Annotated in this window: 24 protein-coding genes and 3 tRNA genes; 10 read left to right on the top strand and 17 right to left on the bottom strand. The window is 41.4% G+C overall.

Features of this window, described 5'->3' with window-relative positions; genetic code table 11:
- Positions 1–31: 31 nt before the first annotated feature.
- Positions 32–835: an AmmeMemoRadiSam system protein B gene (gene amrB, locus QOL23_RS05555; RefSeq protein WP_283400591.1), complete on the bottom strand. Its 804-nt coding sequence runs from the start codon at positions 833–835 to the stop codon at positions 32–34.
- A 141-nt stretch (positions 836–976) separates the two neighbouring features.
- Between amrB and panD the strand changes: the two genes are divergently transcribed.
- The 3 genes from panD (at position 977) to QOL23_RS05540 (ending at position 1575) form a co-directional block, all read left to right on the top strand.
- Positions 977–1360, top strand: a complete 384-nt coding sequence (gene panD, locus QOL23_RS05550; RefSeq protein ID WP_283400590.1) for an aspartate 1-decarboxylase — start codon at positions 977–979, stop codon at positions 1358–1360.
- Positions 1361–1410: 50 nt separating this feature from the next.
- Positions 1411–1488, top strand: a tRNA-Pro gene (locus QOL23_RS05545).
- Positions 1489–1498: 10 nt separating this feature from the next.
- Positions 1499–1575 (top strand) — tRNA-Arg (locus QOL23_RS05540).
- A gap of 2 nt (positions 1576–1577) precedes the next feature.
- On the opposite strand, the gene bioB is transcribed toward QOL23_RS05540, so the two are convergent.
- Genes bioB through QOL23_RS05495 form a run of 9 tightly spaced genes read right to left on the bottom strand, consistent with a single transcriptional unit; the run spans position 1578 to position 7573 of the window.
- On the bottom strand, positions 1578–2510 hold the full coding sequence (gene bioB / locus QOL23_RS05535; RefSeq protein WP_283400589.1) for a biotin synthase BioB: 933 nt from the start codon (positions 2508–2510) through the stop codon (positions 1578–1580).
- A complete protein-coding gene (locus QOL23_RS05530; protein WP_283400588.1) occupies positions 2511–3098 on the bottom strand; it encodes a GTP-binding protein in 588 nt (195 codons plus the stop codon). It abuts the gene before it with no gap.
- Between the two features lie 11 nt (positions 3099–3109).
- Positions 3110–3583 (bottom strand): roadblock/LC7 domain-containing protein, encoded by a 474-nt coding sequence (locus QOL23_RS05525; protein ID WP_283400587.1) that lies wholly within the window; start codon positions 3581–3583, stop codon positions 3110–3112.
- Entirely contained in the window at positions 3583–4563 is a 981-nt protein-coding gene (locus QOL23_RS05520) for a thiamine pyrophosphate-dependent enzyme (protein ID WP_283400586.1), read from the bottom strand. Before QOL23_RS05520 ends, QOL23_RS05525 begins: the two co-directional genes overlap by 1 nt.
- 11 nt (positions 4564–4574) lie before the next feature.
- Positions 4575–5780, bottom strand: a complete 1206-nt coding sequence (porA, locus tag QOL23_RS05515; protein WP_283400585.1) for a pyruvate ferredoxin oxidoreductase — start codon at positions 5778–5780, stop codon at positions 4575–4577.
- Between the two features lie 2 nt (positions 5781–5782).
- Entirely contained in the window at positions 5783–6076 is a 294-nt protein-coding gene (gene porD, locus QOL23_RS05510) for a pyruvate synthase subunit PorD (protein ID WP_283400584.1), read from the bottom strand.
- Entirely contained in the window at positions 6073–6639 is a 567-nt protein-coding gene (locus QOL23_RS05505) for a 2-oxoacid:acceptor oxidoreductase subunit gamma family protein (RefSeq protein ID WP_283400583.1), read from the bottom strand. The genes porD and QOL23_RS05505 overlap by 4 nt, the downstream gene beginning before the upstream one ends.
- Positions 6639–7244, bottom strand: a complete 606-nt coding sequence (gene recR, locus QOL23_RS05500; RefSeq protein WP_283400582.1) for a recombination mediator RecR — start codon at positions 7242–7244, stop codon at positions 6639–6641. Before recR ends, QOL23_RS05505 begins: the two co-directional genes overlap by 1 nt.
- Positions 7241–7573, bottom strand: coding sequence for a YbaB/EbfC family nucleoid-associated protein (locus QOL23_RS05495; protein ID WP_283400581.1), 333 nt, complete (start codon positions 7571–7573; stop codon positions 7241–7243). The genes recR and QOL23_RS05495 overlap by 4 nt, the downstream gene beginning before the upstream one ends.
- 123 nt (positions 7574–7696) lie before the next feature.
- Between QOL23_RS05495 and hflX the strand changes: the two genes are divergently transcribed.
- Complete coding sequence (gene hflX / locus QOL23_RS05490) at positions 7697–8776, top strand: GTPase HflX (RefSeq protein ID WP_283400580.1); 1080 nt, start codon at positions 7697–7699, stop codon at positions 8774–8776.
- Here hflX and QOL23_RS05485 read toward each other — a convergent pair.
- Genes QOL23_RS05485 through QOL23_RS05455 form a run of 7 tightly spaced genes read right to left on the bottom strand, consistent with a single transcriptional unit; the run spans position 8742 to position 15509 of the window.
- Positions 8742–9677 carry a tRNA dihydrouridine synthase gene (locus tag QOL23_RS05485; RefSeq protein ID WP_283400579.1) on the bottom strand — a complete coding sequence of 312 codons (936 nt, stop codon included), beginning with the start codon at positions 9675–9677 and terminating at the stop codon, positions 8742–8744. The genes hflX and QOL23_RS05485 overlap by 35 nt on opposite strands.
- On the bottom strand, positions 9674–10513 hold the full coding sequence (locus QOL23_RS05480; RefSeq protein ID WP_283400578.1) for a radical SAM protein: 840 nt from the start codon (positions 10511–10513) through the stop codon (positions 9674–9676). The genes QOL23_RS05485 and QOL23_RS05480 overlap by 4 nt, the downstream gene beginning before the upstream one ends.
- Entirely contained in the window at positions 10510–11385 is an 876-nt protein-coding gene (gene truD, locus QOL23_RS05475; RefSeq protein ID WP_283400577.1) for a tRNA pseudouridine(13) synthase TruD, read from the bottom strand. The genes QOL23_RS05480 and truD overlap by 4 nt, the downstream gene beginning before the upstream one ends.
- 26 nt (positions 11386–11411) lie before the next feature.
- The gene (locus QOL23_RS05470) at positions 11412–12080 is read right to left on the bottom strand and encodes a nucleotidyl transferase AbiEii/AbiGii toxin family protein (protein ID WP_283400576.1); all 669 of its coding nucleotides are present in this window, start codon (positions 12078–12080) and stop codon (positions 11412–11414) included.
- The gene (locus tag QOL23_RS05465; protein WP_283400575.1) at positions 11965–12438 is read right to left on the bottom strand and encodes a hypothetical protein; all 474 of its coding nucleotides are present in this window, start codon (positions 12436–12438) and stop codon (positions 11965–11967) included. The genes QOL23_RS05470 and QOL23_RS05465 overlap by 116 nt, the downstream gene beginning before the upstream one ends.
- Before the next feature lie 3 nt (positions 12439–12441).
- On the bottom strand, positions 12442–13659 hold the full coding sequence (locus tag QOL23_RS05460; RefSeq protein WP_283400574.1) for a bifunctional folylpolyglutamate synthase/dihydrofolate synthase: 1218 nt from the start codon (positions 13657–13659) through the stop codon (positions 12442–12444).
- Positions 13660–13700: 41 nt separating this feature from the next.
- Positions 13701–15509: a hypothetical protein gene (locus QOL23_RS05455; RefSeq protein ID WP_283400573.1), complete on the bottom strand. Its 1809-nt coding sequence runs from the start codon at positions 15507–15509 to the stop codon at positions 13701–13703.
- A gap of 74 nt (positions 15510–15583) precedes the next feature.
- On the opposite strand from QOL23_RS05455, the gene QOL23_RS05450 reads away from it, so the two are divergent.
- From QOL23_RS05450 to QOL23_RS05425, 6 genes are all read left to right on the top strand, one after another.
- The gene (locus tag QOL23_RS05450; RefSeq protein WP_283400572.1) at positions 15584–16036 is read left to right on the top strand and encodes a phosphatidylglycerophosphatase A family protein; all 453 of its coding nucleotides are present in this window, start codon (positions 15584–15586) and stop codon (positions 16034–16036) included.
- Positions 16036–17454, top strand: a complete 1419-nt coding sequence (accC, locus tag QOL23_RS05445) for an acetyl-CoA carboxylase biotin carboxylase subunit (RefSeq protein WP_283400571.1) — start codon at positions 16036–16038, stop codon at positions 17452–17454. The genes QOL23_RS05450 and accC overlap by 1 nt, the downstream gene beginning before the upstream one ends.
- Before the next feature lie 12 nt (positions 17455–17466).
- Positions 17467–19320, top strand: a complete 1854-nt coding sequence (gene oadA, locus QOL23_RS05440; protein ID WP_283400570.1) for a sodium-extruding oxaloacetate decarboxylase subunit alpha — start codon at positions 17467–17469, stop codon at positions 19318–19320.
- A gap of 41 nt (positions 19321–19361) precedes the next feature.
- Positions 19362–19438, top strand: a tRNA-Pro gene (locus tag QOL23_RS05435).
- A 26-nt stretch (positions 19439–19464) separates the two neighbouring features.
- Positions 19465–19803, top strand: coding sequence for a hypothetical protein (locus tag QOL23_RS05430; RefSeq protein WP_283400569.1), 339 nt, complete (start codon positions 19465–19467; stop codon positions 19801–19803).
- Positions 19803–21314, top strand: a complete 1512-nt coding sequence (locus QOL23_RS05425) for a YifB family Mg chelatase-like AAA ATPase (RefSeq protein WP_283400568.1) — start codon at positions 19803–19805, stop codon at positions 21312–21314. Before QOL23_RS05430 ends, QOL23_RS05425 begins: the two co-directional genes overlap by 1 nt.
- The last annotated feature ends 28 nt before the right edge of the window (positions 21315–21342 follow it).

Raw genomic sequence — 21342 nt, 5'->3', positions numbered from 1 at the left:
ATAAAAGAATTTTTACGCAATTCTATCATATTTAATATATGATGATTCCAGCATAACCAACAACGTAAGAGTAATCTCCCGTCACGTCACCGGACGTTCTGTACATAACCAATTCTGCTTCCGTAGCTCCCAACAACTTAGCAGCAATAATTCCCACAGTTGCAGGAACAAAACCACACATAGATATGTTATAAGTAACAACCCTCCTGTAAAGCTCTTCAGGGTCAAGGTTTAATATCGCATCAATAGCAAAGGAATCCAACTTGTTCGCTTCTTCCTGAGATACGTAGTGGGAAAAGTCTGTACTAATAACTATCAAACTATCTTCATCCTTTACTGCACTTGCCAACCCTTCACCTGCCTTTTCGCAATCTGCATAAGAAATATGCTGAAAAGTAATAGGGACAATGGATAAATCCTCCCTAAAACCAGAGCAGAATTGCAAGAAAGGCAATTGTACCTCAAGAGAATGCTCATAAAGGTGCGCAGCTGTATCCGCTGTGTAAGGGTAATAATTTACAAGCTCAGCAGTAACACCACTATTTACAGGAACCTCCCCAAAAGGGGTCACCCAAACACCTTCAGGATAAACGGAAACTCTCGCACCAAGTCCAGTATGATTTGGTCCCATAACAACGTTAACGGGCGGTATCTCTACTCTACTATAAGTCTCACCGGCGACCCTTCCCGAGTACATATAACCAGCATGAGGAACAACAATAGCTCTAGCCTTTACTTTCGGAACGTCCTTCCTACAGAAACTTTTCATATACTGCTCAAGTTCCGTTCTATCAGCAGGGTAAAATTGACCTGCAACAGCCGGATACCTAACCATATCCTCCCCCTTTTAATAGCTTCACTTCCTTAATTTAGGCTATTTTCTTCCTTTAGCACCAATTGATAATCTTCCACAGTTTACATAAATCACACATTGAAATATATTTAGCTGCGAACAGACCAGATAGGAGAAGGTGGAATGAAAAGAATTATGTTCAAATCCAAAATCCACCGGGCAACAGTAACAGGCGCAGATTTAAACTACGAGGGCAGTATAACAATAGATAGCAAGCTTTTGGAATTAGCAGATATACTACCCTATGAAAAGGTTGATATTTACAATATCAACAACGGAGAAAGATTCTCCACTTACGTAATCCCTGGAGCGCCAAACAGCGGAGAAATATGCTTAAACGGAGCAGCTGCACGGAAAGTCCAAAAAGGAGATTTAGTAATCATTGTGAGCTACTGCGAGCTTGAAGAAGATGAAATAGATGGATTCTCTCCTACTGTTGTTTTAGTTGATGAAAACAATAAACCAGTAGAAGTATTTAGAAACAGCGGAAGAAGTTTAGAAGTCTAATTCCCCTTGCCAAATCTTTTTTAATTTCCTATATTTTGCACTGTCAAATTCGGGGCATAGCTCAGCTTGGTTAGAGCGCGTGCCTTGGGAGCACGAGGTCGCCCGTTCAAATCGGGCTGCCCCGACCATTCAACTCAAGGGCCCGTAGCTCAGCTGGATAGAGCAACGGACTTCTAATCCGTAGGTCGGAGGTTCGAATCCTCCCGGGCCCGCCATCTCAAACTTTCAAATGGCTTTTCAATCCTACATCTTTTATCATTAGTTCATCATCTTGAAGGTTCCTACCTTTCGTTGTCAAATAGTTGCCCACCATCAAAGCATCAGCTGTTAAAATAGAAAAGGCTTGTAAATCTCTAAGGTTGTATTCCCTTCCACCGCAAACTCTGATGGACGTGGAAGGCATCGCCAATCTTAAAGACACGAGTATTTTTAAACACTTCAAAGGCGTCAGAAAATTTACATTTTCCAAAGGTGTCCCTTTTATAGGTTTAAGGAAGTTCACAGGTACAGAATCAACTTCAAGTTCCTTTAAACTCTTAACAAAAGAAACTACATCTTCTTCAGACTCTCCCAATCCAAAAATCCCCCCACAACACACCTCAAGCCCCACCTCTTTCGCCATCAAAACAGTTCTAAACCTATCCTCCCACCTCTGATAGGAAGAAATTTTAGGATAAAACTCTTTTGAAGTTTCTAAATTATGGTGGTATCGTCTCAAACCACACGATTTCAAAAATTTCAAATCCTCCTCTGTCAACTGTCCCAAAGAAGCACATATCTTTGCAGAAGGAACAACGGAAAGAATCTCTTCTATCGCTTCACCAATTACCTTTATATCTCTTTGCGACAGAGAAACACCACTCGTCACAAAGCTGAATCTATCTATACCCTTTTCAAAAACTTTTAAGGCATGAGCAACAAGCTCCCCTTTTGAAAGTAAAGAATAAGTTTTAATAGGAACGTTATACTTAACAGACTGAGCACAGAACTTACAATCAGAAGGACATCTACCGCTTTTTGCATTTAGAATGGCACACGTTTCAACAAAATCCTTAAAGAAAATCCTTCTAAGATTAAACGCTGCAAAGAAAAACTCCCAGAACCTAAAATTAGACGCATTTAGAACGTCAAGAATGATATCTCTTTCCACCTACGTATTCTTCTTCAAGGTTTTCAAAACTTGTTTTGTTATCTCTTTAAAAGTTTCTAAAACGCCTATACCCTTGTTAGCAATAGCTTCAAAATCGGGTCTATCCCACCTATTCAAATCCCTACGCAAAACATCAACAGGAAGTATATTCGGCAAATCTCTCTTATTGTACTGAAAGACCAAAGGAATTGAAGCTATATCTATATCGTACTCTCTCAAGTTTTCTATCATATCGTCAAGAGTATCAAGATTAGCATCATGCCTTTCTTCCTGAGAATCAGCCACGAAGACTATACCATCAACGCCCTTTAAAATTAACTTCCTGCTTGCCTGATAGATAATTTGTCCAGGCGTAGTATACAGGTGAAATCTTACCTTAAATCCTCTTACGTTAGAAACTTCTATTGGAACGAAATCAAAGAAAAGAGTTCTTTCCGTTTCTGTCGCAAGAGTAATCATTTCTCCTTTATTTTCAGGCTTTATATGGTCGTAAATCCACTTAATATTGGTGGTCTTTCCGGACAAACCAGGACCGTAGTAAACTATTTTGCAGTTTATCTCTTTAGTGGCAAAATTAACGAATGGCATTAATTAACCCCTTACTCAAATAAAGCATCTAAATCTATGTCATCAACATCTATCGTTTCAGAAACCATAGTTTCTTCTTTAATTCTTCGCTCCACTCTCTCCATAATTTCTGCAATCTTGTCATAGTATTTCTTAATCTTTACCCTTACAATACCCAAATTGGAGACGTTTTTGTCAAAGATAACAACTAAAATATACTTCTCTTTAACAACTATCATGTAGATACCTTCATCTTCAGTCTCGGTAAACATATGACTTAAATTCTTTTCACCCAAAAGCTTAGAAAGCGCTTCCGAAGCAGCAACGTTTCCCGCAGTTAAAGATGCAAACGTAATATCATCTGAAGAAAAAGCCGGAGATTCACTCCGGCTTATAAGTTGCCCTGCTTTGTCTATAAAAAACACTATCTTTGACTTACTATCGTTCGCCAACTTCGTAAGCAGTTCTCTTAATTCTTTATCTTCTTCCGGCTTTAAACTCAGCATCACTCTTCCCTATTAGTAAGTTCTTCCATCTTGTTAAGCCAGTCCCATCTTTTATCAACTTCTCTTTGAATTTCCTCTATTCTATCCTCATTTCCCGGCTTGAACAAGTGCTTAAACCTACCCTGTTTTCTCAAAAACTCTGCAACCGGTTTTGGATTTCTTGGTCTATGAGTTATTCTCCACTTACCGTTCTCAACTTCAAATAGGGGCCAGTAGTTAGTTTCAACAGCTAACTTGGCTATAGTCATTCCTTCCTCTTCTTTTGAACGCCATCCTCTCGGACAAACACAAAAAGCGTTAACGTAAGAAGGTCCTTCAGTCAGCAAAGCTTTCTTAAATTTCTCAAAGAAGTCTTTCCAGTGAGAAGGTGAAACCTGAGCAACGTAAGGAATGCCGTGAGCTGCTGCGACTTCAGGCATCCACTTCTTATGTTGAGGTTTACCTAAACTACACTTTCCAACAGGCTGAGTCGTGGTATTGGCGTATTTAGGAGTAGCTGAAGAACGCTGAATTCCTGTATTCATGTAAGCTTCGTTGTCGTAGCAAACGTAGATAAAGTCATGCCCTCTCTCTAAAGCTCCGGAAAGAGCCTGGAAACCGATATCGTACGTTCCGCCATCACCGCCTAAAGCTACAAACTTGATTTTCTTATCAGTAGGAAGCTTTCCTTTTCTCTTTAAAGCCTTATAGGCAGCCTCAACTCCCGCAATAGTTGAAGCTGCATTCTCAAAAGCGTTGTGTATCCACGGAGAACGCCACGCAGTGTAAGGATAGATAGTTGTACAAACTTCCACGCAACCAGTAGCGTTAGCTATAACAAGTTCATAGCCTAAAGCGTTAGCTACCATAAACATCTGTCTTATTATTATGGAAGCACCGCATCCGGCACAAAGCCTATGACCCGGAGCAAGTTTTTCCGGATAGTTTGTAAGTTTCTTCAAAGGCGGTATCTTAACTTCAGAAGCGTTAACCTGAGCCATTATTTCCTCCATTACTCTTTTAGGTTAAGGTAGTTAGTAAGCGGAACTTCTTCACCTGCTGCCAACTTTTTAACTTTATCTATAGCTTCCTCTATATGATTAACGTTAGTATCCCTTCCACCTAAACCGTAGATAAAATCAATCATAGGATAGCTCTTTCCTCTCAAGTACATTGCAGCAGCTATATCGCTAAAGAGAGGACCTCCAACTGCTCCAAAAGTTTCAGCTCTATCAAAAACGCCAATAGCCTTGCAGTTAGAGCTTTCTATTGCATCCATAACATCATAGTAAGGGAACGGACGGTAGGTTCTAATCTTGATAAGCCCCACCTTATCACCCTTTTCTCTCATCCTGTCTATTACAAACTTAGCCGTTCCAGCTGCAGAACCTATAACAATTAAAACGTAATCGGCATCATCTATCTTGTAAGTTTCTATATGTTCATACCTCTTTCCAAACGCTTCTTCAAAAGCTTCTCCAACTTCTCTTATCACTTTGTAAGCCTTTTCCATAGCATCTCTTTGCTGGCGTTTAAACTCCATATAAGAATCGGTCATAGCAACAGCACCGTGAGTTACAGGATTATCAACGTCCAAAAGGGAATACATCACTTTAGGTTCACCCACAAATTCCTCTACTGCTTTATCGGGCAAAAGCCTAACTCTTTCAATAGCGTGAGATATAACGAAACCATCCATTCCAACCATAACCGGTAATCTTGTCCTTTCGTCTTCCGCTATCTTTATTGCCTGAATCAAGTTATCATACTGTTCTTCGGCGTTTTCAGAGAAAAGCATAATCCAGCCCTGATCTCTTGCTCCCATCATATCAGACTGGTCGCCGTGAATGTTGATAGGAGCAGAAAGCGCTCTGTTAACAACAGTCATTGTAATAGGAAGTCTCATACCAGAAGCTATTCCAAGAATCTCCCACATGTAGGCAAGCCCTGGACCTGCCGTCGCCGTCATAGATCTACTACCTGCTGCAGCTGCACCAACACAGGCAGACATAGCCGAGTGTTCACTCTCAACAGGTATATACTCAGTATCTACAAGTCCGTTAGCTACAAAATCCGCAAAAAACTGCATAAGTTCGGTTTGCGGAGTAATAGGATACGCAGCAACAACATCTGGATTTATCTGCCTCATAGCTTCCGCTGCTGCCATGTTACCCGAATATGGAACATAAGTTACTTCCTTTATAAGTTCAGGTTTCATAATCAGTCCTCCTCACGGAAGAGATATTCAGGTTTCATTTCAAGAGCTTTTGTTGGACATTCATGGGCACAAATACCACATCCTTTACAGTGGTCGTAATCAACACCAACCATTTGCTCGTTTTCCACTAAAATACAAGAATCAGGACAAAAAACCCAGCAAATCATACAGTTAACACACTTATCTTTTTCAAAAACCGGTCTCCACGCTCTCCACTCACCAGTATTGTACTTTTCACTGGTGCCCGGCTCTGGAAGAACGCCACCTATAGGTAAATCTTTCCATCCTTTAATCATTCTGACTTTACCTCCTCATAAGCTCTGTAAAGTGCTTTGATGTTAGCGCTAAGAATTTCTTCTGAAACCTTCTTTCCGAAAGTTTTCTTTATATCTTCCTCAACCGTTTTTATATCAACAATGCCGTTTAAAGCCTTAACAAGAGCACCAAGCATAGGTATGTTCATAAGCGGTCTTTTAAGCTCTTCCATAGCAATCTTTGTGGCATCAACCGTATAGATTTTCCTTCCCTCAATTCCCAACTTCTCTCTTATTTCTGAAGGAGATTTGTTGGTATTTATAACCAAAACTGCATTTTCATCGGTTCCTTCTAAAATCGGAACGCTTCTAAGCAACGTTGGGTCAACCACAACAACAATATCAGGATTTAAAACCATGCAGTGTAGGGTTATTGGCTTTTCAGAAACTCTGTTGTAAGTTCTCAAAGGAGCACCTGAACGCTCAGCTCCGTAATCTGGGTTACTCTGAGCATACTTCCCTTCCCTTATAACAGCACTGGCAAGAATCTTAGAAGCAGTTACAGCACCCTGACCTCCACGGGCGTGCCATCTGATTTCTATCATTACTTTCCTCCGCATAATAGTTTCCTATCTTCAAAAGCCTTCTTTATGGTTAACTCATCAGCCATATCCATTGTTGCACCATAAGGCAGACCGTAAGCTATCCTGTAAACGTTTACTCCCAGACCATCCAACTTATTAAGAAGGAACTTAGCTGTAGCTTCACCTTCAACTGTTGGATTTAAGGCTATTATTACCGTCTTTATCCCTTTCTCCTTTATCCTCCTGACCAGAGAATTAACGTTAAGTTCTTCTGGTCCTATATCTTCAAGAGGTGAAATAACACCACCCAAAACATGATAAAGTCCTTTATATCCAACCTGCTTCTCAATTATAGCTGCATCACGCGGTTGCTCTACAACGCAAACAGTTTCTCTATCTCTACTTTCATCTTTACAAACTTCACATAAAACGTCAGTAGTTGGAAGACCACACTCAGCACATCTTCTCAAAGATTCAACTTCCCTTAAGGCATTTATAACCAGTTTCCTCTTTTCCTCATCAGCCTTAGACAAGTAAAGAACAGCCCTTTCTGCTGCCCTCTCGCTTATTCCAGGCACTTCAGAGAAAAACTTTATCAAATACTCAAGGGCTTCGGGATATATCAAAAAAGACCTCCAATATCTATTCCCAGACCACCTGTTACTTTGCCTAACTCTCTTGCAAGCTCTTCTCTACCTTCCTTCAAAGCCTGATTGGCGGCAACAACTATAAGGTCTTGAATCATCTCTTTGTCACCGCTCTTTATCAAATCATCAGATATTTCAACAGAAACGATATCGCCAGAACCCTTTGCAACAACTTTAACGGCGCCACCGCCGGCAGTTCCTACAAACTCCTTATTCTCAATCTCTTCTTTTATCTTAGCAGCTTGAGCTTGCAGTTGTTTGGCAACTTTCATCAATTGGTTTAAATTACCCATTCCACCTTTAAACATTAAATTTTCCTCCGAACGTCAGATTTGGCTTAATTGTAAAAAATTTGTAAATAAATCACAACTTGCTTCTTATAAAAAGCCCATTATAAATAATGATTAAACGTTTTAATTGGAGTTAATACAATGGAAAAGGAAAGAGTAGCAATAGTTGCCGTTCAAAGAAAAGGTGAAGAAATAGATACAGAAGAATTGAAAGGTTTAATTGAAGCGTTAGGCGGAGAAGTAATTCAGACAGTCATCCAGAAGAGAAGGTCTTTTTCTCCTTCAACCTACATAGGCAAAGGAAAATTGGAAGAAGTAGATAAGAACGCCACGCTAATTGTCGCATACCATCCGTTAACCTATTCGCAAAAAAGGAACATTGAAGAGATAACCGGCATTCCTGTAATGGACAGAACGGAAGTTATCCTGGAAATCTTTGCAAGAAGGGCAAAAACGAAAGAGGCAAAGCTACAGGTAGAGTTAGCTAAATCTTACTACAAGCTCTCTCACATAAGAGGAATGGGAAAGGCAATGTCAAGACTCGGTGGTGGCGTTGGAACGAGAGGACCCGGTGAAACCCAGACAGAAAAGGAAGCAAGAGCGCTGAGAAGAAAAATCCACAAACTCCGCCAGGAAATAAACAACCTGATAAGAAGACAGGAACTAGTCAGAGAAGGCAGAAAACGTAAAGGGTTCAAAACCGTTTCAATCGTAGGTTACACAAACGCCGGAAAATCCACCCTCCTCCGCTCCCTCACCCGCAAAGATGTTTTCATAAAAGACATGCCCTTTGCCACGTTAGACGTTAAAACCGGCTCACTCTTTTTAGACGGTGAAAAAGTTCTCATCTCAGACACGGTAGGATTTATAAAAAACCTGCCCCACGAACTTGTAGCTTCATTCCACGCAACCCTTTCAGAAGTAAAAGAAGCAGACCTCCTTCTAATCGTTTTTGACGTCTCATCGGAAAAGATTGAAGAAGAACTAAAATCCGTCAAAGCGGTTCTTAAAAAACTCAATAGCTGGGACAAGCCCAAAATCTTTGTTGCAAACAAGATAGACAAGGTTAAAAACTTTGATATAGAAGCTTTAAGAGAAAAGACGGCAGGAATAATCCCCGAAGATTCACCGCTTGTGTGCATCTCTGCTTTAAAGAAGGAAGGGCTTGACGAGTTAAAAGAAAAAATTAAAGAGATGCTATCTCTTTCAGGCGAGAAGTAAGCTCCTCACAGCTTTTGCTCCTCATTACGAGGTCGTTAAGGCGCGCCTTTCCTCTTATTCCTTTAAATATCTGGCTTATCTGCGCCTTTATAACCTTACAGGCTCTTTCTCTATCAAAGTATTCCCACATCATTTCAAGCTCTTCCAGAACAAACTCTACTCTCTCCTTTAATCCAACTTCCAAATCCCTTTTCTCTCTATACTCTTTAAAAATCCAGGGATTAGAAACGGCAGCCCTGCCAAGCATTACGCCGTTGCAACCGGTTTCTTCAAACTTCTGGTCAATCTCCCGCCAGTGCCTTACATCTCCGCTGCCTATCACAGGCACGCTGTCGGCAATCCTCTTTAAATCCCTCACTCTGTCCCAGTTTGCAACGCCGGAAAATCCATCAACGGCACGCCTTGGATGGAGGGCAATGGCAGAAACGCCGGCACTTAAAAGCTCTTCAGCTATCTCCTCTAACGTATCCTCGTAAAAGCCCAGCCTGATTTTCGCAGTAACGGGAATACCTAAAGGTTTTAAGGCTTTTACCGTTTCTTTAACTATTTCCCCCATAACTTTCGGAAACTGCAAGAGATAACCGGCAGCCTTGGCCTTTAAAACCTTTTTAACAGAACAGCCAAAGTTAATGTCTATCGCTTCCGGCTTATATTTTTCAGCAATCTTGAAAGATGCCTCTGCTATTTCCTCGGCGTTCCTGCCGTAAATTTGAAGGTGTATCGGTCTTTCCTCATCCACAAAGTAGATAAGTTCTTTCTCTTCACCCTTAAACACTATCCCCGTTGCGTTCATAAGCTCTGAATAAACCCTGTCGGCACCAAGCCTTCTGCAAAGCCTTCTAAAAGCAGAGTGAGTGTAGCCCGCCATAGGAGCAAGGATAACTTCTCTCTCTATTTTCAAACCGCCAACCTCAAACCAAGGTTCTTGGCAAAAGAGTAAACTTCCTCAAACTCTTCTTTCGTAACGCGCCTGCAGATTTCCGGATAGTCACAAGCTTTGTAGGCTGGAAAGTATTGCTCCATAACGTTAACGTAAGTTTCAGCGCCCAAATTGTCCCTTATCCAGAGCAAAATCTCTTTGCTGTCTTCCGTCCAGCCGGGCATTACCAGGTGTCTTATCATTAACCCTTTTTCTGCCAGCCCGAATTCGTTAACCTTTAAATGCCCAACCTGACTGAACATTTCAAGAACGGCTTCTTTGACAACTTCTGGATAGTCCGGCGCTTTCAGGTATTTTGTTGCAAACTCTCCGCTAAACGTCTTTATATCGGGCATGTAAATATCAACCAGTCCGCTTAACTCCTTTAAAACCTCAACACTTTCGTAACCGCCGCAGTTATAAACTATCGGTAGTTTAAGCCCCCTGCTCTTTGCCATTTCAACCGCCTCAAATATAGAAGGAACCTGATGGGTAGGCGTAACCAAGTTGATATTGTGGCATCCCATTTCCTGAAGCTTCAGCATTATCGCAGCAAGCTCTTCAACCTCTATGTATTCACCTTCAAGAAGGTGGGAAATCTCGTAGTTCTGACAGAAAACGCACTTTAGGTTGCAACCTGTAAAGAAAATCGTCCCCGAACCGCCCCAGCCAACCAAAACCGGCTCTTCACCAAAATGAGGGAAGGCAGAAGAAACCATAGGTTTATCTTTAACCCCGCAAACACCAACTTCCCCTCTATCTCTCAACGCCCTGCACTCTCTCGGACACAAAACGCACGGCGAAAGAAATTCTTTCATCTCATCTCCGCTTGAATGTGCTTTAAATACATCGTCCCGTAAGCGCCTTTAGGCAGAAAGAAAAAAATCCTCCCCGCCACCTCTTTAAGCTCTCTCACCCTGACGTAAGTCATCCGATAGTCACCCTTGATTTTCATCAGCCTCAAAATGGAAATAAACTCTTCCAGCTCAAAACCTTCTTCTTTCAAAACTTTCTCGTAATAAGGTTGTGAATGAAGCAATTTCTTCTTGTATCCCAAAATTGTCCAGAATTTCGGCAGCTTCTCTTCATCAATCTGAGAGGGAATGAAAAACTTTTCGCCCTTCTCTTCAATATAAATTCCATCAGTCAGCTCTTTTAAGCAAAGTTCAAGGCTTTTATTCCACAGGTAAGAAAGGTAGGCGTCAACTAAAAAGTTTTCCAGCCATTTTAGCCTTTTCTTTTTTCCCTCTAAAACGGCAAGGATTACCCTTTTCCCTCTATCGTGGTTGTTTGCAATTCTCTGAACGTCGTAGTAGTTGATAAAAGAAGTTTTAAGCTCGTAAGGAAAGCCTGAAACGTTAACGGCAAACTTATTTCCTTTAAGCTGACCGATTTTCAATTTCCTCTTCGCTTTCCCCAAGAACTTCAGGATAAACCACTTTCCGCCTTCAAGCCCCTTTCTTACAAAGTCCCCCTGATAAGCATCAAAGCAAACTTTTTGGAACGTTAAGGCAAAGGCATCTTTCAAACCTGCGTAGGAAAACTTTAGCTCTTTCGCCAGCTCTTTGGTTGAAATCCCGCGCTTTGCAAGAAGGTAAATGTAGAAGCCGCCGTTTTCCTCAAGCGGTATATCAGAAATCTCTCTTACTATAAAGTCTTCAGGTTTTTCTCTTTTCCACAAAAACAGCAAGTCTCCCTCTCCCTGTTAGAAATTGCTCACAAATTTTCCCGCTCTCTTTCGTAAAAAGACATCAATCTTTCCACAGATTTCAAAAGGTCGCTATCGGATAAAAATCTATCCGTTTGAAATTCCTCAACGAATAAAGGTATCAGGTCGTAAATTTCCATCTTATCCCGAAAGGCAGACAGGAATTTCTCTTTGTTCTGCGGACTTAAATATTCTCCGTATTCTTTCACGATAAATCCCAAATCGTAAAGGTCTCTTGCCCTCCTTCTGTGAATAAGAGCTGAAAGCTTTTGCAGGAAAAAGTCATTAATACTGTAAACCGACAGCTCCTTTCCAATTCTTATAGGTTTATCTACAGGAGAGTAATCTCTCAAAGAAACTTCTACCTTTATAGAAAAATCTTTACCAAAAGGTTTTAACATCAGGCGTTTTACGGTAGAAGTATCCTTTTTAACAGAAACCTCTCCCAACTTTTCCAAAAATTTCACCAGACTGTTTACACTTACAGGGTAAGGCGAATCAAAATCCAAGTCTTCTGAAAAACGGTCAAGTCTATAAAAGAGCATCAAGGCACTTCCGCCTTTAAAGACCAAAGGCTTTTCTGAGACGCTCTCTAAAATCTTCATCATTACTTCTATTCTTTCTAAACTTTTTTCTCCAAGCTTCTCTTTGAGAGAGGAATCTATTGACAGGTTCATAATTTCCCCCTGCGTTAAACCTCTTCCACCTGTGCAAAAGTTCCCTTTCTTCGTCGTTCAAGACCGGTTCAAGCAGCTCTTCTACCTTTTGAAGTATCTCTTTCTCTTCTTCATCACTAAACAGCAGGTCTTCTATTCGGTAAGTAGGAACTAACTTCATAAACCGTATCGTATAGAAAAGGTGGTCAAGGAAGGCTCTGATAGGTGATGCTATTTCCCTTTCCCCCCGCTTTTCTATACCGTAGTCTCCTGCCCACTCTCTTACCTCTTGCGGATATTCCCGCTCTTTTTCAAAAGCAAAAGAGTGCCAGTCGTATCCGTGATAGTTCAACGCTTCAAAGTCTGTAAGGTATTTCATTTTCTATTCCTGCAATTCCCGTTCACTCTTAATTTTATCTATAAGGTAAAAAGAACCCGTAACAACGGCAGGAAAATCCACCCTCCCCACCTCAATCCTTTCAACCTTTTCACCCTTAATTCCCAAACTCTTTGCAATTTCAAGGATTTCTTCCGCCTTCAGTCCCCTCTCATTGTCAATTGAAACGGCGTAAAACTCTCCGCCGCTCCAGTCTAAATACTCCTTCACCACTCGCAAGTTGACTAATTGATTTTTATCCCTTAACCCGCCGTAGAAAACAGAAGCGCGAACGTTCAGCTCTTTAAGCGTAGAAAAGAGGGATTTTAAAGCGTCTTCGTTGTGGGCGACATCGAAGAGGAGGGGGGGATTTTGCCTCAAAACCTCAAACCTTCCATTCAAAGTAACATCAATAGATTGAGGTATAAAAAACTTCCTTTCCAAAAACCTTTCAACAAAAACGTGAGACGCTTTTAGCGCACAGGCAGCGTTAACAGACTGATGCTTTCCTACAACCTTCAAAGAAACAGGCACCTGACTCATGTAATAAAAGCTCGTCCCTGAAAGAGAAACAGAAACCTCATCTTCCCAGAAATCAGCTCCATAAAAGTAAGTTTCTTCAGGAAACCTATCAGAAAACTTTTTCAAAACGCCCAAGTCGTTTCTAGACACCACCCCCACCATACCAGGCTTCAAAACCGCCAGCTTTTCGGCAAAAATCTCCTCAAGAGTGTCACCTAAATAACTTTGATGGTCTAATCCCACAGTCGTTATAACTCCAACTTCATGGTCTAAAACGTTAGTAGCATCAAGCCTTCCGCCAAGCCCCACCTCAAAAACGGCACAGTCAACCTTAAATTCCTCAAAAACCCTTAAAGCCAAAATCAGCGAAGCCTCAAAATAAGTTAACTCATGCTTCTCAACAACACCTTTAACCTCATAAAAAGCTTTATCTAAAGCCTCATCGTTAACTTCCTTTAAATCTACCTTAATTCTCTCGCTAAACCTGAAAAGGTGAGGCGATGTAAACAAACCAACTCTTAAACCGTGCTTTTTCAAGATTTCGGCAATAAAATGACAGGTAGAACCCTTACCGTTCGTCCCCGCAACGATAATTGATGGATAACTCTTTCCTCCAATCTCTCTAACAGCCCGCTTTATCCTCTCCAGCCCAGGCTTCCAGATAAACTCTTTATCCTGAAAATACCTTTCAAACAAAAGCATTAAAATTCCTCAAAGAAAGGGGGACCCCCCCCAGAAAAATTCTATTGGTGAGGTAACTGCTGAATAATCTGATTGGTGGCATTCTCGTCAAAAAGATACCTTGGAATCACAGATGTCCCGTTATCAATCCATACAATATACTCATACCCTCTGCTAAACGTCGCACCCCAGTTCTGAAGATTTAAATCCTCAAGATCCGCTGAATCTTGTTTTTCATCAATAAATATTTCATAAGCAGGCAATTGCTCACCTTCAAGATTACGTTTAACCACGCTTATAACTTTATAGTTCCCGTTAGTTCCATTAAGCCCGATTTCTCCATCATCGTAAATGGTGGCGTTAAAATCATAGTCAGGTAACCAATCATAGTTAGTCACATCATCAACATTATTTACTACAAGATCTATATACGAAGTAGCATTGTCATCAATATCAAACCTGTAAACATCGTAAGTTCCGTTACCACTGTCAATGTTAATCTGAAAGACATCTTTTCTAAGACTTACAAAATGATTACCCGTTGAATTATCCCAGTCTATAACAAAATGATACAAAGTTTTTCCATATAGATTCTCAGCAGGCGAATACCAGTTTCTCAAAGCTTTTATAATCTGATTGGCTGCAGTCTCATCAAACAGATACATATCTTTAACTCCCCTATCACTTACAAGAGACAGCAAATATGCCGTTCCGTTACTAAAAGTTACCTTAAAATCATTAAGCCCTAATCTATAAATCTCTGTATCTCTATCGTCGGGAAATATATACTTATAATTCAGTGTAATCCCGGAAAGGTTTATTTTCGAAACAGCTACTACTCTAAACGTTTCGTTATCAGAAACCAGCCCTTCATTATCAAAAGATGTTACGTTATCAAAAACCAAACTTCCATTATCAAGCTCTAAGCTAAAACTGTATTTTCTGCTCCAGTTACTGACATCGGAAGTTGAATTAACCAAAATATCAGGATACTCAGTATCATTACCATCAATATCAGAGCCGTAGAAAACAACTTCCCCACTGCCACTACTCAAATCTGAAAAAACAGACTTCCTTAAAGAAATAAAATTAATACCGGTATTATTATCCCAATCAACCACAAAATTATAAAAAGTGCCGTTAGAAAAAACTTTCCCCATTTTCGCTTCTTCCGCAAACTCAAGCTCAGACTCAATCATCGTCTTATTATCAAGGCTATTTAACCAATTTTCAAAAGCTGTATCATTCTCACTTAAAACAGCAATCTGCGGAAATTTTAAAACGGCATAAGCATAAATTTGATTTTCATCAAGCCCCAATTTTCTCAACTGAATCATAAGTCTTGCTAAATTCCTTGCCAGACCGGCAACTTGCATTTGTCCCGTTTTAATGTAATCTTCAACAACCATAGAACTATCACCAAGAAGCCCTGGGGCAAAAGATTGAAGTATTTCTCCTGCTACATCTCCAGAAACTGTTCCATTTTCTTCAAGGTAAGCAGCAACTGTAGTTAAAGGAGAAACTACCGTGTAGTTACCCGTTAAAGAAAGCAAAGTAAAATTTCCGAGCACTGCCGTCCCATTGTCTTTCGTTACATTTTCTATCGCTTCAACTACAACTCTATGCTTACCAATTTCTGAACCTGGAACCTTTAATAAAAATTTTCCATTTTCATCAGTGTACGCTACAGGCTCGCCCTCATCGCACTTGTTGTTATCATTCAAGTCAAAACAAACTGTGGCATTTTCTAAATATCCATCAACAGCAACCCCCGTTATAGAAGCACTATTAACAGAACTCTCACTACTTCCTCCTCCACCACAGGAACCCAAAAAGACCAACAATGTAGCAACTGTTAAAAGTTTCCTCATCTTCAAACCTCCCTCCATGTTTTACTAACACTATAAAGTATAATACTTCAACTAATTACCACAAAGGAGTTCTAATGAACTGGCTAATGGAATTCATTGCAACTGCCTGCTTTACAGGCAAACTTCCCAAAATGCCAGGAACGTGGGGCTCAATATTTGCAGCAATTTTAATTTATTTATTCTGGATTCCAAACCTGAAAGCACAACTTCTAATCATCGCAATAACGTTCATCCTCAGCGTAATTTCCTCCGACTATTTAGCAAAAAAGTTAGGCAACAAAGACCCGGACGAAGTAGTAATAGACGAAGTCTTGGGAATGGAAATAACCTTTTTAGGGCTTAACGCCTACCACAACCTTAAACTCGTCTTTTTAGGACTCATTCTATTCAGAGTAATTGATATAATGAAACCTCCTCCTATCCGCTACTTTGAAAAACTCCCAGGCGGATGGGGAATCACAATAGACGACGCAATAGCCGGTATTATTGCCGCACTAATATTAAGAGCAATCGGAGGGCTACTTTAATGTTTAAAAAAGTTCTCATAGCCAACAGAGGCGAAGTAGCAACGAGAATAATAAGAGCCTGCAAGGAATTAGGAATAAAAACCGTAGCAATCTATTCAGAAGCAGACGTAAACTCTCTCCACGTTAAAAAAGCAGACGAATCCTACCTGATTCACGGTGACCCAATAAAAGCCTACCTAAACTATTACAGAATAGTGGATATCGCAAAAAGAGCTGGCGCAGATGCAATCCACCCCGGATACGGATTTCTATCAGAAAGGGCAGACTTTGCCCGTTACGCGAGAAAGCACGGCGTTGAATTTATAGGACCAGACGCAAAACACCTTGAAATGTTTGGTTCAAAAATAGAAGCCAAAAAGCTAATGAAAGAATTAGGCGTTCCCGTTGCAGAAGGAAGCGAAGAGCCGATAGAAAACTTAAGCGAAGCAAAGAAGATAGCCGAAAAGATAGGCTACCCGGTAATGATAAAAGCTGCGCACGGCGGCGGCGGTAGAGGATTGAGAGTTGCAAGAAACGAAAAGGAGTTGGAAAACCAGTTCACAATAGCCGTAAAAGAAGCAGAAGCAGCTTTCGGTAAAGGCGAAGTATTTATAGAGAAATACATAGAAAATCCCCGCCACATCGAAATCCAGATATTAGCCGACAAGCACGGAAACGTCGTCCACTTAGGCGAAAGAGATTGTTCCCTTCAGAGAAGACACCAGAAAGTTCTTGAAATAGCACCTTCTCCCGTGCTAACCAAAAGGCAGAGGGAAAGGCTCGGAAGAATATGCGTAGAAGCGGCAAAAGCCATAGGTTACTACGGCGCAGGAACGTGGGAATTCTTGATGGACAAATACGGCAACTTCTACTTTATGGAAGTAAACCCAAGACTTCAGGTAGAACACACGATAACAGAAGAAATAACAGGTATAGACATCGTCCAGGAACAGATAAGAATCGCCGCCGGAATGGGACTATCCTTCTCACAGAAAAACGTTAACATATACGGCTTTGCAATGCAGTTCAGAATAAACGCAGAAGACCCAACAAGAGACTTCGTCCCATGCCCGGGAACTATAACAGCCTACTACTCCCCCGGCGGAATCGGCGTCCGTATAGACGGCGTCGTTTACAAAGGCTACAAGATTCCCCCCTACTACGACTCAATGGTCGCAAAACTGATAGTCTGGGGAAGAAACTGGGACGAAACCATAAGGCGTTCCCGCAGAGCATTGGGGGAATTCGTAATAAGAGGCGTTCCAACAACAATACCGTTCTTCAAAAAGATTCTCAATGACCCAGAATTCGTCAAAGGACAATTTGACACTTCATTCATAGATAGAAAAATCAAGGACTTCACATTCATCAAAGAAACAGACCCAGAAGTCCTCGCGCTTGCAATCTCGGCAGCAATCGCTGCCCACCATGGACTTTAAACGGAGGAAAGAATGGGAAGAAAGATAGAATTTACAGACGTAACCTTAAGAGACGCCCACCAGTCGCTCTTTGCAACGAGAATGAAAACGAAAGATATGGTAGAAATCGCCCCCGTAATAGACAAAGCGGGCTTTTGGTCTGTTGAATGCTGGGGCGGTGCTACCTTTGATGTATGCCTGAGATTTTTAAGAGAAGACCCCTGGGAAAGGCTGAGAACTTTAAGAAAACTCATGCCGAACTCCCGCCTGCAAATGCTTTTAAGAGGGCAAAACTTAGTTGGTTACAGACACTATCCCGATGATGTAGTAAAAGCTTTCGTCAGAAAAGCCGCGGAAAACGGTATAGACGTTTTCAGAATCTTTGACGCCCTAAACGACTTAAGAAACGTAGAAGTTGCCGTAGAAACGGCAAAAGAGATGGGCAAAATCGTAGAAGGTGCAATCTCTTACACGATAAGCCCTGTCCACACCGAAGACCTTTACATAGAGTTAGCCCTTGAATATAAAGAGATGGGCGCCGACATCATAGCCATAAAAGACATGGCAGGACTTCTTTCACCCGAAAAGGCTTACTCTTTGGTTAAAGCGCTGAAAAAAGAAGTCGGACTTCCCGTTCACATACATACTCACTGCACCAGCGGAATGGCAGAAATGGCTCAGCTTAAAGCAATAGAAGCCGGCGCAGATATGATAGACGTTGCCATTTCACCTCTTGCTTCTGATACTTCCCATCCAGCAACAGAAACTATGGCTTACGTCCTAAAAGAGTTCGGCTACGGCGTTGACCTCAGCAAAGAAGCCCTGAAAAAAATGGCAGCCCACTTTAAAGAAGTCCGCAAGAAATACAAGAAATACGACATAGACTTTAAAGGTATAGATGCAGCCGTTCTTGAACACCAGATACCTGGCGGCATGATTTCAAACCTCGTCAACCAGCTAAAAGAGCAGGGCGCTTTAGACAAGTTAGAAGAAGTTTTAGAAGAAGTCCCAAGAGTAAGAGAAGACCTAGGATACCCGCCACTCGTTACGCCAACAAGCCAGATAGTTGGAACTCAAGCAGTTTTAAACGTCTTAGCAGGCGAACGTTACAAGATGATTACTCAAGAAACCAAAAACTACGTAAAAGGCTTATACGGAAGACCGCCGGCACCTATAAAAGAAGAAATCATAAAGAAAGTGTTAGGAGACGAAGAACCTATCACTTGCAGACCGGCAGACCTCTTACAGCCTGAACTTGATAAGTGCAGAGAAGAGATAAAAGACCTTGCAAGAAGCGAGGAAGACGTTCTTTCCTACTGCCTGTTCCCGAAAGTTGCAAAAGAGTTCTTTGAATGGAGAGAAAAGGTTGAAAAAGGAGAAATCCCGGCAATTTCCGAAGAAGACCTTCACGATATGGAAGAAGAAGAACAATCTAGATGTCCTCAAAGGCTTGCTCCAACAGAGTTTATAGTCAACGTTCACGGCGAAAGCTACCACGTAAAGATTGCAGGTGTAGGACACAGAAAAGACGGCAAAAAACCTTACTTCATTAAGATTGACGGAAGGCTTGAAGAAGTTATGGTTGAACCGTTAGTTGAAGTCGTTCCAACCGGCGAAGAGGTTGAAATTAAAGGAGAACTCACAAGCTCTTCCAAGCGTCCAAGGGCAACGAAAGAAGGAGACGTAACATCACCAATGCCTGCAAAAGTAGTTGACATAAAGGTAAAAGAAGGAGATAAGGTAAACGAAGGTGACGTCGTTGCAGTTGTAGAAGCGATGAAAATGCAGAACGAACTTCACGCTCCAATCAGCGGAACGGTTAAAGCAATCTACGTTCAGGTAGGTGACAACGTTAACCCAGATGAAGCAATAATGACTATAGAATAACTTGCAACACAATATAAACACGCTATATTTATAGCTTGCGTCGGGGCGTGGCGTAGCCTGGTAGCGCGCTGGCATGGGGGGCCAGAGGTCGCCCGTTCAAGTCGGGTCGCCCCGACCATTTAAACATAAAAACAAAGGTGGGATGTGAAAAGTTTTCTCATTCTACTAACTTTACTACTCTCACTGCCCGCATTAGCCAACGAAACAGGATGGTTAAGATTTCAAAAAAACGGCATTATCTACTTCCGCCCTTTCATAACGCTAAAAACTAAAAGTAAAAACGTTAAAGTTTTCTTCTTTACACCTGACGGAAAAGTTTATAAGGGAAGAAAACTAAAGCATTCCCAAATTGTTACTCCCACAAAAAAGTTTCCGGATAATTCCATTGAAGTTATCTACACCGTGATAAAGCTTTCTCCGCCATTCTCGCTGGAATTTATCAAAGAAGGGAAAATCAACCAGAGCAACGTAAGGGAGCGTTAATGGTTTCAAAAACCTGGAGCTTTACTACTTTAGGAGTTGAAGCCGTTAAAGTCACCGTTGAAGTTGACGCAAGCAGAGGGCTTCCCGGCACAACCGTAGTGGGCTTACCAGATTCAGCAGTAAAAGAAAGCAGAGAAAGAGTCCGTGCAGCAATAATAAATTCCGGCTATCCATACCCCACAAAAAGAATCGTCGTTAACCTCGCACCGGCAGACCTAAAGAAAGAAGGAACGCTGTACGACCTCCCCATAGCCCTTGCAATTCTTGCCAGCTCCAGCATTCTCTCTCAGGATAAACTAAACGAATACGTAATAGCTGGAGAATTGGGTTTAAAAGGGGAGGTAAACAGAGTCAAAGGCGTATTGCCTGCCGCCATAATGGCAAAAAAGGAAGGATTTAAAGGACTCATCGTCCCGCCGGAAAACGTTGAAGAAGCTTTGCTCATTGAAGGAATAGAAATTATCCCCGTAAAAAATTTAGTAGAAACTGCTGCCTTCTTAAACGGCGACATCCAAATACCACCAGCAGAGAAAAAGGAAATATACAACCGCTTTTCTTTTAACGTTGATATGTCAGAAATTGTAGGACAGTATCAGGCTAAAAGGGCTCTGGAAATAGCTGCAGCAGGACATCACAACGTATTTATGGTGGGTCCTCCTGGTTCTGGAAAAACGATGTTAGCAAGAAGACTCCCCACAATACTTCCTCCAATGACAGAAGAAGAAATCGTAGAAACTAGTAAAATATACAGCGTGGCAGGGTTAACGTCAGAAATCCCCGTTGCTTCAAGACCTTTCCGCAGCCCTCACGCACTATGCTCTGACGTTTCTCTGATTGGTGGCGGTAACTCTGTAAAACCTGGTGAAGTGAGCCTTGCACATAACGGCGTTTTATTTTTAGACGAAATGGCAGAATTTAAACGCTCAGCTTTAGAATCCTTAAGACAACCGTTAGAAGACGGTTTTGTCACAATTTCAAGGGCTTCCGGCACCTACACTTTCCCTGCCCGCTTTTCACTGGTCGGCGCCTCCAACCCTTGCCCGTGCGGATACTACGGTTTCCCCGACTCTGTCCACCAATGCACCTGTTCCCCCCATCAAATAAAGAAATACATGTCAAAAATCTCGGGTCCTATTATGGACAGGATAGACATTCACATAACTGTTCCAGCAGTTAAACCAGAAGAGTTAAAAGACAAAAGAGAAGGAGAATCATCAGAAAAGATAAGGGAAAGAGTAATCAAAGCTCACGAAATTCAAAAGAAACGCTTTCAAAACTCAAAAATCAAATTCAACAGTCAAATGGGAAGAAAAGAGATAAAGCAGTTCTGCAAACTAACGCAGGAAGCAGAAAATATGCTCCTTCAGGCTGTCAAATCCTTCGGACTTTCTGCAAGAAGTTTTAACAGAATTCTGAAGTTATCGCGAACAATAGCAGACCTTGATAGCTGCGACACGATAGAATTAAAACACATAGCAGAAGCTTTAAGTTACAGAGAAACCACAACCTAAAAATTTGCATAGATTTATTAATTCAAAA

It is taken from the genome of Desulfurobacterium pacificum (genome assembly GCF_900182835.1).
Taxonomy (GTDB): Bacteria; Aquificota; Aquificia; order Desulfurobacteriales; family Desulfurobacteriaceae; genus Desulfurobacterium_B; species Desulfurobacterium_B pacificum.
The sequence above is the reverse complement of the archived record's forward strand: the minus strand, read 5'-3'. Positions and strand labels throughout refer to the sequence as shown.